The sequence below is a fragment of the Sodalis endosymbiont of Henestaris halophilus genome (assembly GCF_900161835.1).
Taxonomy (GTDB): domain Bacteria; phylum Pseudomonadota; class Gammaproteobacteria; order Enterobacterales; family Enterobacteriaceae.
Window position 1 is genome coordinate 1,324,299 of sequence record NZ_LT897836.1, and the last position, 19,004, is coordinate 1,343,302.

The window sequence follows — 19,004 nt, forward strand, 5'->3', positions numbered from 1 at the left end:
AGCACTGTGCGATCAAACCAACATTACCTGTCATTGTTATCGTGTACCACAGTTGCACTGTAGTAAAATTCACTTAATGCAAGCCAGACCCTGGCTAAGCTAAGGCTTTGTGAACTTTGCAAAAGCATCATATTCAACGCATTCTCTTTTTTAGATAATCATGCAAACATTGGAATAATTTACTTGATTGCACTTGTTAGTTTTAAAAAAACCTGAAAAACTAATTTGCAATAACACATAATTCAAGATTGCACTCACTATGAAATACATCCTATTCATTATAGAAAATTTATATTTAAAATATATTTTCATAAAAGCTTAAAGAATAGCAAAAAAATGCACGGGATGCAGTTTATTTCCCACATTAATAACTAGCTATTTTGCTTTTATGGTAAATGCTAGCGGGCAATAAACTAAGCATACTGCTTGTAATTTTTCGATAGCCTTTAATACCTAAAATACCCGAACGTAGCTTAAGAAGCTCATGAAGACGCTTCTCTGTTCATCATGACATGATGAACGATGAAATGTATCTCATTACAAATGCCAATAAAATATTAGGCAATTATGGCCATTCACCGTATGCAAAGTAGTGCATACACTACGTGTAGTATGCAATAAAGATAAAATAATCAAGTAATTATGTAATGGCACACAAGATAAATTATGTTACTGACTTATGAATTTTGCTATTTTGTCAGGTAGTTGCAGATGCAAATGAGTGCACTTGCGCATTTTACTAACCACCAATAAACGTGTGTTTACAATAAGCAGTTAGTCGAACCTATCTAAATATTGAAAGCATTTATTACAAAATAAATAATTAAAATATGCAATGTTACTGCATTAATTAAGGTGATTTATACTATTAACCATAAGTTGATGATTATTACTTGCCATAAGTTTATTAAATAATTTCTGGAATAAATTTCATAGCCAAAATAGCATGCTCATTTACTTTAATAATTGTAAGATAATATCTTACATGCATAGCTTAAATTAAAAGACGTAGCGAACTACACTGTAAATCTTACATTAAACAACCGCAAAACATCTATCAATAAATTTAATTTAAATAAAAGGTGTATGAAAGTACATCTAAATTTTGCCACCACAATTAAAGCATTTCGGTTTTCCTAAAATTCTTTTGGAACTTAATAAGAAAATAATTAGTTACTTAATTTAAGAACGAATAGTTACAGTAATCTTCGATGAATATCATCTAATTAAGATGTAGTTAAAACTATGAACGTCAATTTAGTAGCTATCACTAGCTAAATAAAAACATCGTTTTCTAACAACAAAAACCTCGGCAAAGGTTGATGTTAATTCCTAAATAGATTAAATTCATAGCTCTCAAAAAAGATATTACGTCTTAATATAAAATACATGAGTCTTAAAAAAAAAGACGACTGCGTTCTTGATATTAAACTCATTCAATAGCTCTCCGTAATCAAGAGATTCAGAAAGCAATAATTAGTTATATAGACTGCGCTATATTTTGATGTTTATCTCAGGTAGTTATTGACTATGGCGTTGCCAGACTGACAAACCTTATACTTTGCGCATTATTAAACAAACACAGCCTCATGATAGAGAGTTGCAACTAATAGTTACAACCCTCTGCCGTAGCTAGAAATTCGCTTTCATCGTAATTTATATTAACTGGATTTAAGATAGGCTTTTAGTTAACTAACCGGATGCCAAACGACGGCTTATAAATACAGATGCGTAGCAACAAATAAATTATAATGCTAAATTTTTGATCGCTAGCTCGCCATGATACATGCCCAGCAAAACCTGATTAGGTGACATCACTAAAATATAAATAAGGAAAGTAATGGGTTATCTGACGATAGTACTGCATTTTGCTTCACCCGTAACTAGGTGAATTTAGGGAGGCCGATCTAGCTAAAAACTTAACGATATCCCTTAAAAGGCTTAAATAAATCATGCGGCTACATGGTAGATCTTGTATTATATTGTTTTATAATAGCCAATAAAAATATCTATGTACTTATAAACACTAAGCGGTGCTGTCGTGCTATCCCACGAAGCAAAAAATATTATCCAGCAAAGTAATTGCTAAAATAATAGCCATAACAAACTGTTCTGCAGAAGACGTAATATAAATAAGTGAAAAGATATACTACAAGTGTGCCTTGCCTACTAGTTTTTTCATCAAAATATCTATGGCGTAATAACCCCTTGCCAACATAGTAATGGTGTAACGCCAAACTAATTAAACCGATGTTTTATAAACAGTCAGGTATGAGTAACTAGCATTAATTGCTTACTACTAAATATTTGCGGTATAAGATAGCTGTATAGCTTCAGAAGAAGCTATCGTAACTTCTAGTCGGGACAAATAAAATATCGTAACATATATTCCGGGTTTTACCCAAGTGAAATAAAACACTACAGCTTGTAGATTCATTGAATAGTGATGCTTCCTGATATACAAACTAACAATATTGTTGGATACACCGAGAAGCTAATTTATTGGCATAATTCCTTATAGACGTGCAACCGAAATTAAAACAAAACAACGAAAATCCCGTTAATAGAAATTTTTGATGCTATTAATAATAGTTATTAACATTTATCAGCAAAGTTTTAGTGCAGTACACTACAAAAACTAAGATGAAAAAGAAATAGCAAGAAAAATCTTTAACAATCCATGATTTGTGTTAAAGTGATTGATGCAAATAAAAAATCAATCTAATAAACACAACTTTTAGATAGTAAAACAAATAAGTTGATGTGTAAATAACTATGACTGGAGAGATAATACTGTGTTACATGCTATTTTAGTTGATTACCTTACTTATAATTCCAAGAAAATAAATAACTAATTTAATTAGTTTGCCATGCTACCTTTAGTGGTAAACCCTTAATTAATAGTGGAAGATAGAAATACAAAATATCGGAATAAATGTAACTTGATTTATATGTCATCTTACTAATAAGTATCCCGAAATCGGATTGATTTTTTTTACGATTGTTAATAAGATTTCACTTTACTTCATAAGCACATTTATTAATATTTATGAATTTGCATTTATTAATAATAATTTATCAAGAGTATTTGTAACTTTCACACTTAAAATGTTTGCTCTTCGCGAGCCAAAGAGATTATGTTACCGGCATTTTGCAAATAAAACCTCTATGTACTAATTACATAGCATGGGTGATTGTAGTTTTTACTAGTGCGTTGACAACAATATATCAATGCACATCTTAACAAAGATGCTCATCACATCATTTTGCTATTAACCTCGTTGCTACTTAATTACATTACTTGACGTTATTAATAAAGTATTTTACTTATCCCAGATAATTTTATCAGATGAGCATCTGTAGCATATGTCACGCAACATTGCACTCTCAACACCTATTTTATTGATTTTAATGCATATTCATGATTGTTTAATTTTGTTTATTTATATAAATCTAATATATTTAGGTGTAGTTATCTAACAAATAAAGAATAAATCGGATAAATTAATTTATCCATAAATAAATGTGCATAACTGTATTAAATAAGTGATGCAGTAATTGCATAAATTAACCTTTCTTTGGTATGGTGTTTGCTTATAATCATCTATTATAATATTAATAGATAAAAATCTAATCAGTTACGACTCGTGAATAAACACTTACTACCTTTACTAAAGCATAAAATATTGCTCATCAATTAAAATAATAAGTATAATACAGAAAAATTAAACATTTAATACATGACGAAAAACACAAATTATTTCATGACAACCAACATATTATATTACTTAATGTAAATAAGCATCAAGTAATAATACTAAATAAACCCTTTATTTAAAGGTAGGTTAGTAACCATAAATACTATTGGTTAATGTGAACTAAATATGTTTAATAGTGAGTCACGTTAAGAAATACTGACAACCTAATAAATTAATAACTATTATTAATAGCAATAGTATTAATGTTAGAAATTTTAAAATTAATCATAACATAGTAATCAATAAAAGCCAAGGCAGTAATTATAAATATATGTAAATAAGTAAGGTAATTATTAATTCAGATTATTACTCTATCATAATCGCTTAACTAAAATGATGTTATTCATCTATCATGATAGATAAATAAACTAAAATATATCTCTTTACAAAGTAATTAACAATTTATCAAGAAAACGTTCTTATAAAACCTAGCTATATACTTAGCTCTTATCAAGATACGTATTACAACTTTACTAAAAGTATTTATTCGCAACATTTAAAATAACATAATTTATTTATTTGTTTATAATAACAGCTAAAAGCTAATAAATAGTAACAATACTATAGCTAACTGTAAAATACATATAATATATCAAGGCTACAGTAATAGCAATAACTTGCAAGTTATCAACATAATATTTATTAAATTCACTTGCCATGCAGTCATTTAAAATAATATGCTAAATAACATCACACATTTAATTGTATTTTATAAGCGCTATACTATAGGATCTCATCCCATGTATACCTACTTAAAATAATCATGCTAACAACAATTATTGCTAACTTTTATACTAATCATCTTGCGCAAAATTATGCTAATTAATAAAATTATTAACTGTAATTTATTTAGCAAAATATGTAGCGTAAATTCATGTTATTATAATTAGCTTTGTTGTTATTTTATGTTGATATATTTCCTATATAATCGAAATTAAAACATGCTGCCTTATATTAATGTGTTAAATTTAACATAAATATTATGTATAAATATTCAAATAATTTATAAAATCAAAATAAAGTTTATCTAAACTATTTATGCAGTGACCCCGCAGTAAAATCTTTATTACATAAACGACTAAATACTAGTTTGAAATTACTATTACTATACAATATGTATAAATATTCTAGATTAATAAAAGATTAAATATTACTTTAATAAAGTAAAGTATATTTACTGATAATCGTCTAGCGGTAAATTTTATTCATGAATTTATGGGTATCAGAATGTTTGTCTAAAACAGCATACTATTAATTTAGTTTATAACCGCACCTTTCATTTTGCAAAACGGCAAAATTAATTCCAATATTAAAACTATACGACATCCTACGTTAAATATATTTATCTTAAAATAAATAGAAACCAATAAAGTTAGTCGGATGCTAGATAGCTAATCAACGATTATACATGATCAACTTACTATTTTGTTGGTGGGTCGTGTAGGACTCGAACCTACGACAAATTGATTAAGAGTCAACTGCTCTACCATCTGAGCTAACGACCCAAACGCTATTATTTTTTCTTAATAAACACTCTTGTCAAGTAGTTTATGTCGTTGCAATAAAAAATTATAGATATTTTACTTGTTAAAGTAAGGTTCATACGAATAATTCGCAACTTATCATGACAATTTAATAATACTCAATTGATATAAATTTATCAACAAAAATCTAAGTTTTCTTAGTTGAGCACATGCAATGTAAGTAGATTGTTTAAAAGATAGAAAAGCAATTTACTAAAGTGATTTTTAAAATCACATAGTATAGTTATTTAAAATTACCGATATTGATATTATTAATAATAATTATTATTAATAATAATATAATTTAAATTAATTACTTTGATAAGTATCATAGATGATAAATGTCACTCTTAGGTTAAAGAAAATATGACCAATATTTTGAAAGCAACAGGATGCGAGCTATTTTAAGGAAAATGTTTTATAACAACTAAATGTTTCTTGATGAACATCAAGATAAATTAACTTACTAAATATATGACTGAATAATCACCTTAAGAACGCAAACGAGTCACCAAACCATTGTTCATGATAGCAACCTTTATAGGCAAGTAATTCATGATTTTATCTAATAGTATTTATAATTTTAATTGATGATGCCTATCGCATGAACATAGTAACTTGAATAATGATATTAATGTGTATTATAGCATAGTTTATGATGATATGTTAGCAATAACATCATTGCCTTTAAGATAATTATAAAATGTACATCAAGTAGATGTACTATCTAAATCAGCATGATTTATGGCGAGTAATAATCACGCTTCTTACATTAAAATACAAAATTAATTAATTTAATTGCAGAGAAGATTTTAAAGTAATCTAATTAACATAATTAATTACATAGCACTTTATCAAAGTTTTATTAAATAAAAATTAAGAGTGACATGTTTCTGTGTTATATTTGTTCATTTTACGGTCTTTATCATGACATAAATAATTTATCCTTAATGACTGCTAAGCTGTAACTAATTTTAGCTTTTGTTAAATAAAATTGACACTATCAATAAATACAATAACGGAAATTATCAACAATCACTGCCGTAATGGTTATTAGTAAATACTGTATAATAATTACACTGCATTTAGTTCTAATACCTCATAAGTTTGCTATTCAGTTTTAAATTAAATTTAATTTATTAATTAAACCAATAAGTTAAATAACCTTAGTAGACTTATATTTTCTTAACAGACCGAGAAAACCACGCAGATTTAAATTTATGTAATAGAATCTTATTTTCAGCTTGAATTTAATTTCAATTATATATAATAGAAATTATTTAATGTATTAATCATTTACACACTTAATATTATCAGTATGTAATACTATAATAAAATATTATTTTAATAAAGCGTATTATTGTCACCTTAAGTGCTATAAATGATATCAGGACTAAGTATGTATTGCTTACTATACACGTAAATAGTTGCACTAGTCTACAACTAAGTGACGCTAATAAACACGGATAAAATTATAAATTTAACTATTAATTATTTTACGCCAGGTTAGCAACCCTCATCTAAAATAGCTAAGTCTTGCCATAATTAACATGAACAACACCTGAATGCATTTCATGCATGACTACAAAAGTCAATCTAACTTTATTAGATACAAATAAAATATAAAATAACTTCAGCGATCTTAATATCGGACTTATTCCACGATTCTCTGTAATTAACAAATTTACAGTGCTATATCTGGTGATTTGTATGTAACAAGTTTTTATATTTATCAGAGTAAATACTGCTTATGGTATAATCGCGCAAATGAAACTGATGCTAAGTGCATTATTTAATATAATTTGATGATAGAATATTGGAACGCTAGAACCAGAGCAGCAGATGCCATAAGAACATTGCTTCTATCGTAATCTATACTACCTAGTCAACATGAGCCGTTTGGGATTGCCAACTGATATAAAATAACGATAGTTAGTTATCAATTGCAATATCATGAAGAGTAATCCTGGCAATAACAAACATGTTGCACGATTGCATTGTGTTGACTAATAAATATGAATGAGTTAATCAAGCCAGTTCTGGTGTGAAAATGTTGCTTGATATATAGGGCAAAAAAAAGCTAGGCTGCACCTAACAGGGTATTGCTGTACTTGTTCGCCTGTAAAATATGCCGCATACGATATAGACTGAAGTAGAATTACGGCGCGTTAATCCTAAAAAACTTAAAAAAAGCTAGGAAGCTACGTTAGCAGCTTCCATGTATTCTTTGCTTCCACAAAAACAAGACACTATATCATTTACTAATATTATTACTGATAATAATGTTGCTATAGGATAACGCAACGCATAAATTAAATAGATAACTGCGTAACTACAAAGATACACACCTCAATGAAACAGATCTTTTAGAGAATTAAAATAAGTGCTTAAACATACCATACTAAATTTTATAGAAGCGAAATTTACTTAAATCCGCTTGCAAGATACTACAAGGACATTAAACCCCATGAATATATTTAAAAACATAATGTTAAGTTAATTACCTTGGCTATTTTATATAGTGCAATAAAGTAATTAAATATAAACAAACTCCCTACAAGGGAGAGAATTTATAAGTTAATAAACAGTTGGTTATTTTAGCGCGTCATCCGATTTGTTTCAAAAACAACTAGGCAACAAAACTTATCTAGAATAATCGCACCAATGACAAGATAGCCCAGCCAGTGTGGCTAGCTTCTGGGTAGGGTACCAAAAGATATTAGTAACGCTTCAAGTAAATGACATAACGAAAACAAAAGTGCTGACAGTTAAAGTTTAGAGGCATCTAAATCACCAAACTACATAATTTACAGTACAAGTAAATAATTAAAGTGATGCAGCAATTATAGTCGGCAACCAATTAGTAATAGCTCATGATAATGCTAGTTATAAAACAAAAGAATTATAAAAGTAGTTATCGACTCTATTAATTGTATGTGGTGATAGCTATCTACCCGAATTTCGGAATAATCCTTCATGTGTCAACTTAAGTTTGACATTTAATCTGCCCCGAAATACGGATTACGAACTTTTGCTATATGACAAATAACTCTAGCACTTGGCACCAACAGCTTACGGCTTACGATTCCCTGCGTTGATCATCTAAACGCCAAATATATCATAATGCTGCTCTAGTAAGTACTGTCGTTGCACTATCCAACGACGTGCTCCAGCATCTAACCGTTTCCATCGTGGTGAAGCCCCACTATCTAGATACGTAATCTAGCACGCTAAAATATTCAAAATAAATTTATTACTTAATAACGAGTAACTCTACGTTACTAATTTCTTTAAGCTTGCAAGCTTTATCTGTATAGCACTTAAAATTTATTGCCCCGTTATTTAAATGCAGTGCTACCTGGGCAACCGCTAAAGCAACTTTGACTTAGTAACCCACGTACGCGTTAATAATATTGATTAATTTATTCACTTTTAATATCATATATGGAACAAAAACAAACTAATAGTTTTGTTATCAGTAACTTAAGTTAATAAATATTCTTCACTCTACGGTTTTGTCCAAATTATCGTGTTCTAGATAGGTATTAGAGATTTACTCCTCGTATTTCGTTGCCGATCCTAAAGCACCACACCAACTGACTTAATATATTATTATAATAGAAAACTTGCTGTCCACATAATAGCTTTCATTTACTTATATGTGTAAGTATCTTCATCTGAGCTGGTTAGAAACCCTATATCTCATGCCAATAGCAAGAATCTGTCGCGCCTCTTAAGGACTAATTTTACTTTTTTGCAATGGTCGGGCATTTTAGATCTTGGGTCATAAAATATTTATTTTAAAATATAAATCCTTCTCTCACGTTATATACCACTATAGGCTTTGTAGCCAATCTCAGATTTTAATCTCTGCATCTTCCCTGCAACATCGTCATTAACTGATGTCTGTCAGAACAACTTTTTATTTATTCATCATCTTATGATAACTCATCATGTAAACTTTTTATTCGCAACAGCTTATCTTTCCTGCAAAACTATTATTTTAGATTATTGGTAGTTAGCATATTTAATTTAAATTGACTTTTTGATGATAGCTTTTCTTGCTCACTGTTCTGAATAAGCTACCACCCTCCATTGTTTTTATTTATTCATAATAAAAATTATACGGCAAGAATATTAGCAGAAAATTGCTTCCTTCAATAAGAAGGAAAAGTAGTTTATGCAACTATTCTTGAGATAATTTATCATCCGCTTATGCATTATAGTCATAAATTACAGTCATAAAAACAACCGAAGTACAACATGTTAGTTAGATTTCTCTTCGGAAAGAGAAATCTAATAAATTAGCTAGTGAAGCTATACGGACGCTGTATTATTCTAGTAATCACAGCTGCATGATACTTATATAAATAATTATGCACTTGTGTTGTTTTCTGTCCTCGACATTTAGTTAGAATGTACGCTTGTTTTAACTTAAATAACTATCGCTCTTGTAACCTCCACGTCAGCAACATTTATGCCAATTATTGCCTAGGTGGCGGCAATAATGTTAGGGCGAAGGACTTGGTTATTTTTTCTTATATCTACTGCGCTGCACGCTGTAAGGCAATACACACAATTATTAGCCATACTAGCTAGCTAATAATTTCGATTACACCCAGCATTCAAACATCAAATCATTCGTTTAAAGATACAACCGGGTGGTTTTAATTAAAAAACACTTTTTTCTTAACGACTCTAAGTGTTTTATAAAATGATATACATAGATGTACTCTAACGTGACAATAATTCTAGCGTTTACATAGTTTTTTGAGAAGTATACTAATTTCCAGTCGTTTATGATAAATGCACATACATAACATACGTGTGGCCTCAAGCATTGAATTTTAAATATAGGTTGCTAACCAGATATTTCTTTAATTCATAATTGTTATACTGATTCTGCTACATAGAGCATCCCGTTTTAGCGTAGATCAATAATTCGTTATAATATGGCGTAAAGCCTTTGGGTCAACACCCACTAAACTTTTTAGTACTAATCTAAAAGATTAGATCTTAATTATTTGCGAGTTTAAAATAAATAATTGTAAATCGAAGAACTGATGTAGTCTGTTAACTGCTTGTTTAAAATTAACAATATAATTGTGTATCGCTAAAATCATGCTAAAGCAACAGAGAGATAGCCAGCAGGATATACCTTATTTATTTGTTAGAAAAGAATCTGAATTCTATCAGGTAAATAGTGCAATATGTAAGGCTCTAACGTTTCCTTAGTAGGGGGACTTTATTACTAGCAAGCGTGCATGTTGTTTATATACCTACATGCATTCCACAAAACTACATGTAGGCTGCATAACAGCATATTATAATCAATTATAAATAATTCACTCACTTATAGCAATACAATACCGCAAGAGTTACTATTACTTAATTCAGAATTAATTAAACGCATTGTCTAATGTAACTACTGGCAGTAAATAGTTAAATAAATGGAGCCTGAAAAAAATGACAAATTATGTCATGGTCGGCGATGTTGGCGGGACCAACGTTCGACTGGCCCTGTGCGATGTGGAAAAGGGAGCGATCTCTCAAATTCATATTTATTCCAGCGATGATTATGATACCCTAGAAAGGGTTATTTGTAATTATTTAATAGATAAAAAAGTTACGATCAAAGAGGCATGTATTTCTATTGCTTGTCCAATTACCAACGATTGGGTGGAAATGACTAATCATTCTTGGGCATTCTCTATTAAAGCAATGAAAGCCAACTTAGAGTTGGAAAAACTCGAAATAATCAATGATTTTATAGCAGTATCAATGGCTATTCCGATGCTAACCCCAAAAGACGTCATTCAGTTCGGTGGAGGTACATCTATTGCCGGTAAACCAATTGCAATTTATGGTGCCGGTACGGGGCTAGGCGTCAGCCACTTGATCCAGGTAGATACTCACTGGATTAGCCTGCCAGGCGAGGGCGGACATGTAGATTTTGCTCCAAATAGTGAAGAAGAAGACAAGATTTTATCTATACTGCGCGCGGAATTAGGGCACGTTTCCGCGGAACGAGTACTTTCCGGACCAGGGCTGGTAAATTTATACAGAGCGATCGTACAAGCCGATGGCAGATTACCGGAGCAACTGGTGCCAAATCAGGTAACTGAACAGGCACTGGCAGACAGCTGTATAGACAGCCGCCGAGCTTTGTCACTATTCTGCGTTCTAATGGGCCACTTCGGTGGTAACTTGGCGTTGAATATGGGTACCCGCGGAGGCGTTTATATCGCTGGCGGCATTGTTCCACGCTTTTTGAATTTCTTCCGCACTTCTGGTTTCCGTGCAGCCTTTGAAGACAAAGGTCGTTTTAAAGATTATCTGATGGAAATTCCAGTTTATTTAATTCGTCATGAGCAACCAGGATTGCTCGGTGCTGGCGCCCATATGCGCCAACTAATTGGTCATCAACTATAAATGAGCGCCTCCTTAGGGTACAAAGTGGGCAAAACAAAGTGACCTATCTTGTTTCCAACACCAAAGGTAAAACCTAGCATGCTACGCTAGGTTTAGCGTACACAGGTCGGTAAAAATTACATGCTCCTTTTAAAGCCGAAGGAAGAAAAAATTTCATCTGAATTTCAACGTTAAGAACGCAAGTCCACATGATATGCCACGCGTGGATAGCCCAAGGGCTATAAATTATTATCAACCCGGCTTTTGCACTCATTGCGTCATATTCAGCGCTGTGTTTTAGTAAATACTAGAATATTATCATACGAAAAGCTCTTACCCTTAACCAGTGTTAAAAACTTGCCCCTCAAAACTTATTATAGTTAAGGCAAATTAGTATGTTGACAACATAAACAAAGCTATAATAGGGAAAAGGCAATATTCTTTCTGACAGGTTCAAAATTTAATGATAACAATCTAGTGCTGCTAGGTATCGCAACAAGTAATTAATTCACGTAACCATTACTTGCATGACGCCATAGTACAATCATGAATCTTAATAACGATTAAACGTTAATCTTTAATAAAATTAAAGATGCTGCAAGCCGTGAGATTACTGATTGCTTGCAAATTTAACCGCAGACTGAACTCCAAATTTTGCTGCATAATTACGATGCATGGCTCATAATAAAAATTGAAATGTCATAACGTACATCTACGTCAAAGGCTCCCACCGCATATTATTTGCAAGGTAATAATTAAAAACTAGAGTCCACTTGTAGTGGAATTTACTAAAATTATGAGTTAATCAAACAAAAAGCAGTAGAATATTGATGTTTATTAACACTATTTTTATCTTTTAAATTTGTAACAAGTACAGCAAGACCTTATTTTCTATAAAAAAGGTGATAATGCTTAAAAGCTGTATTTTGATGAAATATCGCAATTATTCCTTAATCAGTCATTTATCTTTAATAAGAAAGTTTCTTTAACCCTGTCTAACTTATCAATCGCAAAATATTTATATTTAATATAGTCTGTTTGTGACCCTTAAGAAATGACATAGAACTAAACTTCTATGATAATAAGGTAAACATTAGCATAACCGATGCTTAATCTTTATTAAACTAGAGCAATGGCAACTCATAATCATTTAGTAACCTGATGATTTGTTACGACTTCTCATTGTACTCAATTGCTTAATTATTATTTTTCTTATGTCGCTGTGTCGGTATAGGTTAAGGAAATGCTCATATGATCCCTGCCCTTATTTTAATTGCAATAATCATCACGCTTTTATCTCATTAGTTCTGAATGCCGTGTATAATGACGTTCTTACCAACACATAAATCAGTAAGTCAGAGGATAATCAACAACAGCTCTTAATTAAGATTATAAATAACGGTAAATCTACTGCGTATCGTGCCTACTTAAGCACGATATAATCATATATTAAATATATTTTGATAACATTATCTTTGTTGTTAGATTTTAACATGTAGCGTAAATAGTAAATTAATAATCAGCTAGCGCGCTGGTTCCTATTAATGCGGATAGGCGAGGAAATGAAGTTGATAACTATTACAAAATGCAGATTAATTTTACTTCTCAACGCGCTCATATAAATAGGCTCAATCGACTATTCACCGCCATTGCTCTATGCATAATAACCCTATTAGCGATAAGAATAATGTGTGATAAATTTATTACCATCTCCTTAAGCTAATAGGTAATTAATAGATTTGGATATAAAATCACTTAAGTAAAAATAAGAAAATACTTTATCTTGTAATGAAATAATAAGTGAATAAGTTTGCGGCGTAAAGTTTACCTTTACACAATTATTAATTGTAATTTATATTTAATCAAAAAATAATAGGTCATGTCTCTGACAATTGTATCGCTAATACATGCTAATATTCTAGCAATTCATATCTAACCTAATCAAAGTAGGTTAAATATTTGTACTAATTGTTGATAAACCTAATTATCAAGATAATAACCACCTCTGTTGATTAACATTTATATAGTAAGAGCAATTAGCTCTAATGTCGCAATGATTATTCATTACCAACTCGAGTTTAGCGTTTGATCTGATTAACGATGCGGATTCAATATTTTGCTGTATTAGAAGAACCGATTACGCAGTGCTAGTAACTAGTAATCTTTTTTTGTGCCAGGCGACGCAACGCACGAACTAAATTCAAACCGCGTTCAATTATGGTAAATATTTTCGGCCAACTAGCTGTGCGTATTTCAGTGCGCTAAAAAAACTTTAGAATAAGCGTTGTCATTTTTACTTGAAGGCAACTCCATGCGATGACAATCGCATGCTGTGGAACACTGCATATAAAAAAGATCGACCACGCAGCTCTCTAAAACCTCTTCAAGGTTAACAAAGCTAACTTTCAACTTAGTCAATACCGTGTGCAGTCTACTAATTTTATAGGCAAACGGTCCAGCGATACTGCCAGATACAGATAAGGATTTTATTATTATAGATGTAAGCAACGTCGCCGCATCATAATTAGTTAGATTATATCACTAATATTTATCGGTACACAAGATACAATATTGCAAAATGTTTGTTATTTGTGCTTTCTCTTTGTGATTTTGCAGATAGCTATTTGCATCTGTTAACTACCCAACAACGGACTATCTTGACTATCATTATAAATGACGATGAAGGCAATACTTTTGTTACCAGCTTTACCGCCGCTAGTGTCCCAGAATTTTTCATAAAACTATATCAAATAATGCACTAAACATTAGGTTCATCTGTACATTCACGCTATATATAAAGTAGCTACCGCAATAAAAAATCAAAAAACTAGCACAGTGATACAACTAAATATAGTGCTATAAATTTGTTAATTATAGAAAATCGTGGAATGATTTTGACATTAAGATTCCGAAATTATTTTATATTTTATTTTTTAAATTTAAAAGAAGTTGCATTTACTTATGCATAGCAATGAGTTAAACGCATGCAGATGTTGTTAATAACAATTATAGAAAATACTCCACTGTTATTCTAGTCGTAGGGTTCTTACCTAGATAGTTGTAGCAAAACTACTTACGTTCATTAATTTAATTACATCCAAATAAGTGTTATACTAATCGAGAATTAGCGTAGATATTGCACGTCTAAGTTCAGCAAATAAATGTTTTACTCTTTGAGTATTTATAAAGAATTTCAAGAGTAAGAAAACATCCCAAAATTAGGTGGTCAACTTTAATGTTTATACTTTATCCCCATGCTCTAAAGAGCATGTTTATTGTTACCGTGCTCTTAATACCATAATAAACGAACAGTAGACTTTACGGATTCATATCATAATAGCACACAGACCAGACAAGAGAAATGAGACAACACATATACTAGTGTTAGCCGGCTGATTGCTACCACGGAGAGAGTGTTATCATACTTAAAAAGGAGGAGATATGTTTAAGAAAATAGAGAAACTTTTCATGGCTGCACCATAGAGATGGCCATAGTTATAAGCGTAACTATAACTTGTATTATACAACGGAAAAGATAAGTTAATTACTGTTATAGGATATATACAATAGTTACTGTCTTTAATATGTAAAACTGCATAAATGTTAGCTGGTGGCGAGCTAATTAATAACCCTGATAAGGACTGTAAGCATCATTGCGTTAGCATGATCAATAATTTTGAGCACTGTTCATCCTGCTATTAGAACAAAAAGATCTTTATTGAGATAATCTATACCGCATCTAGGATAGAGATGATGCGCTTTAAAAGCACGCAATAACTTGCTTTTATTACGGAATAAAATTCCAAATGAATTATTTTAATGACACAAATTTTAGGAGTTATTAAAAATTAATGTAATAATAAAGTTAAAATTACTTTGCGGTTATCTCGATATTTTATCGTTTTTTTTATTGATGAACCTGGTGGTGTGTTACTTTGATTAAACAATTAAAAAATAAATGTGTTGTATCAATATTACTGTTATTTACCTGTGTGATGAGAAGATTATTGGCCCCTCGGTAAATTTATAGGTTTTAAGCACTGCTGTACATTTTGCCATCAGTTTTCCGACGAGTTAACTTACTGGTAATAACTTAGAATTATGATGGTTAAACCTCTTTTATTTTTAATTAGTAATTAAAATGATATTGTTATCTTTATCTCAGTAGCTACTCTTTTGCCGAGTGGTAAAAGAAAGTGCCTTTCATGAAAATCTACTGATTGTATAAGTAATTACTCTAGCAACCATAGAGAAAAAACCATTATGCATATAGCGTAATCGAGTTATATTAATATATTATTAAACATGATGTTACATAGAAACTCTAGTTAACTAACTATATATACATGCAAGTACCTGGATTAAACAACGATCTTTTATTTATTGGTTTAGAACGTGTAGTGACAAAAATCTTTAAGCGGCATCCTATCAAAAATAAAATAACGTTTTTATATGAATTTCATTCATCTAACCTTGTGTGATCGTTACCTTAATCCTATTAACAAATTAAGAATTTTATCTTGCTTTACAGCAAAAGTGCGTGGAATGTTTTATTCTCCTCTTTTTATTATGTCGATGATGAATTATTAATTATAAATTAACAGCAATATGCAAGGTGATTTTAGGATATGAGTTATCTTTAGTGCAAATATTGCAATTATTAAATAATAATAACTATTATTGTGTTACCCGATGTTGATTTGCTTTATTAACAGTAATTTTGCTTGAATGGAAAACCATCGCCTAAACATTAAAGACAATCCTAACTTAAAACAGTTAGAAGTATGCGGTGTCGTAAGACGATTACGCTTAATTGTAATCTAAAAACAGCATATCCTTTAATTCCTGCAGCAACAGATTGCTATAAGCACCACGTGGCAAGAAGCTAGCGCTAAAAAAATTGCGCCCTACGCTACTTAAGCTTTAAGTACGGAAGCCATTGCATGTTTACAGGCGCCTTTTTCGATAACCGAAGAGAGAATCTGCATCTCTCCAAACTTTAGCGATATAATAATCATACCGTTAGATTCATGACAGAGTTATTAATGGTAACTAACATATATTACTATGTCTATGACATGCAGTCGTTACTTTTCGCTAGAAATTGCAATTTCGCGCTTTAGTTTTAACACGTAATCAAATGTGCAAGTATTCGCGGCGATCATGTAACTCTTACTCAAGCTTGAGTATAATAGTAGTGGTAGTGTGGTCTTATGCGCTATTAATACAACATGTCGTGTTACTATCAAGCTCTAATAAAGCGCGCTGCGGTAAAATACGCAGATTGAGAAAACACTGTCAGAGAGACATATATCTTGTCTTTTAATTTGTCGAACAAAAGTGCACTACAGCAGTTGAAAGCGATATATACATAAGATAATCTCATCAACGCGGCGGCTATAACATAACTGGATAAAATCTTTAAATATTAAAAAAGCACAATAGATTATTCTGACGAATGCATGTGTTTTTAGCATTGCAAATCGATGTTGCACGGAAATAAGCTCACTGATAATATCGTTAATATTTAAAAAAACCTTGCTTAATGCTTCATTAATGGTAACAATATCCGCTAAGTTTACACGGAAATGCCTAGTGTGAAGTGGTTCAATAAACAAAATAATATTGAGATTTACTAACTGCTTCGATACAGTAAAATCTGTCCCCTAGGAACAGGGTGATTAGTAAGTATTATCAATCAATACCAACAACTGATGCTGTTGCGCCAAAATATTTAATATTAACAGTTCTTAGTAAATAAGAACGTTGCAGGCAAGATTAGGATTAGTAAAATACAAGGTAGAGAAAAAACGATATCCTAGATTATTTTAGATGCTTTAATCTATATGGTGTTTAAACTAACTATTGAGCGCAGAGAGAGTTAATGTAGTCGCTATTAAAATATTTTCAAATAGTGCTTAGTATAATAACGGGTATCCCGAAACCAGAGATAAAAAATTTACCCCAGTTGCAATATATACAACAATTAGCAAATAAATTTAGCAATAAAAATGTTTTGGCGACTATTGATTATCGAAATAAGTATTAGCACACATCTTATGGGCCTTATAATTTCTTGCGCAATAGAGCGGATAGGTGTGGTCAGAGGGTACTCTAACCCTGTAGACCATTATAAATACAACAGCAGTTCGCTTATTTATCTGTAATCAAAGTACCTTACCGCACAATGCGTTAAAGTACTAGCGCGATGGGGAGCAAAAACTGACTTGCTATGCCATGCGCGCATAATAAGCCCCCCGGGGACTGATAAGAGGTGTTATTATAACAATACTCAATTAGAAATTAGATAAGATCCTGTGCTCGTAATTCGGTTTTTAGGTAAGCGTAATAAATAGGCGCCGCTACCACACCTTCTAAACCAAAGATGGCCTCGAAGACAAGCATTGCTAGCAACAACTCCCAGGATTTTGCATTAATACGGCTCCCGATAATCTCGGCGTTGAGAAAATATTCAAGCTTGTGAATCAAAATCAGATAAAACAAAACCACGCCTCCCACACTCAATGATATAGAGAGTGCCGAGATTATAATCATAAAATTAGAAATAAGATTACCGATAATAGGCAGTAAACCAAAAATAAAAGTTGCTACAATAAGCGTTTTACTTAGCGGTAGGTTCACTCCGAACAAAGGAAATACTATCAGAATCATTATAGATGTTAGCAGCGTATTGATTAACGATACTTTAATCTGGGCGAATACTACACTACGGAACACTTGAGAAAGATAATACAGGCGTTCTAGCAGCTGCTGCGTAAAATACGTACTACGCTTGGATGGTTTATTAAGAGAAATCACCGCTCCAATGATAAAGCCGATAAAAATCGTAATCAGTCCGTGCAAGAAAGAATGACCCATATTACGAATAATAATTAAATTAGATTCAATTAAGGCGAATATCTGATCTTTCAGTTCTTCCACGCTTTCGGGCAAAAATGAGGGAAGATAATCTGGAATGCGATTCTTTAAATCAGAAAAAATGTGATTGATTTCGACGGTAACGGCGATACCTCTTTGAATATCAGAGGTTAGGAACCTTATCAAACTCAATATACACAATGCCATAGTAATCACTACAAACGAGGCAATTAGCATCACCACAACCCAGCGAGCGCGTCTGCTACCTACTAAGCGTTCAAACCACGGTGTCATAGACAGAATCACCTCATACGCCAAAAAGCCGGAGATAAAGCAAGGAAATAAATGTAGCGGAATGATCAAAGTGATAAAAAGAAGCATCAAAAGATAAGAGGTCGCTTTCAGCCGTACCTTACTTACGCTCATTCTTATT

At 31.5% G+C, this 19,004-nt stretch carries 2 protein-coding genes and 1 tRNA gene; 1 reads left to right on the forward strand and 2 read right to left on the reverse strand.

The window, feature by feature from the left end:
* Nucleotides 1-5,187 precede the first annotated feature (5,187 nt).
* Nucleotides 5,188-5,263: transfer RNA gene (locus HBA_RS02850), tRNA-Lys, on the reverse strand.
* A gap of 5,484 nt (nucleotides 5,264-10,747) precedes the next feature.
* On the opposite strand from HBA_RS02850, the gene glk reads away from it, so the two are divergent.
* Nucleotides 10,748-11,713 carry a glucokinase gene (glk, locus tag HBA_RS02855; RefSeq protein WP_097032503.1) on the forward strand — a complete coding sequence of 322 codons (966 nt, stop codon included), beginning with the start codon at nucleotides 10,748-10,750 and terminating at the stop codon, nucleotides 11,711-11,713.
* A gap of 6,282 nt (nucleotides 11,714-17,995) precedes the next feature.
* Here glk and HBA_RS02860 read toward each other — a convergent pair.
* On the reverse strand, nucleotides 17,996-18,997 hold the full coding sequence (locus tag HBA_RS02860) for an AI-2E family transporter (RefSeq protein ID WP_097032504.1): 1,002 nt from the start codon (nucleotides 18,995-18,997) through the stop codon (nucleotides 17,996-17,998).
* Nucleotides 18,998-19,004 lie beyond the last annotated feature (7 nt).

Bases quoted from the DNA above. Each gene is read 5' to 3' on its own strand.
- glk (WP_097032503.1), top strand. From the start codon at position 10,748: ATGACAAATTATGTCATGGTCGGCGATGTTGGCGGGACCAACGTTCGA.
- HBA_RS02860 (WP_097032504.1), bottom strand. From the start codon at position 18,997: ATGAGCGTAAGTAAGGTACGGCTGAAAGCGACCTCTTATCTTTTGATG.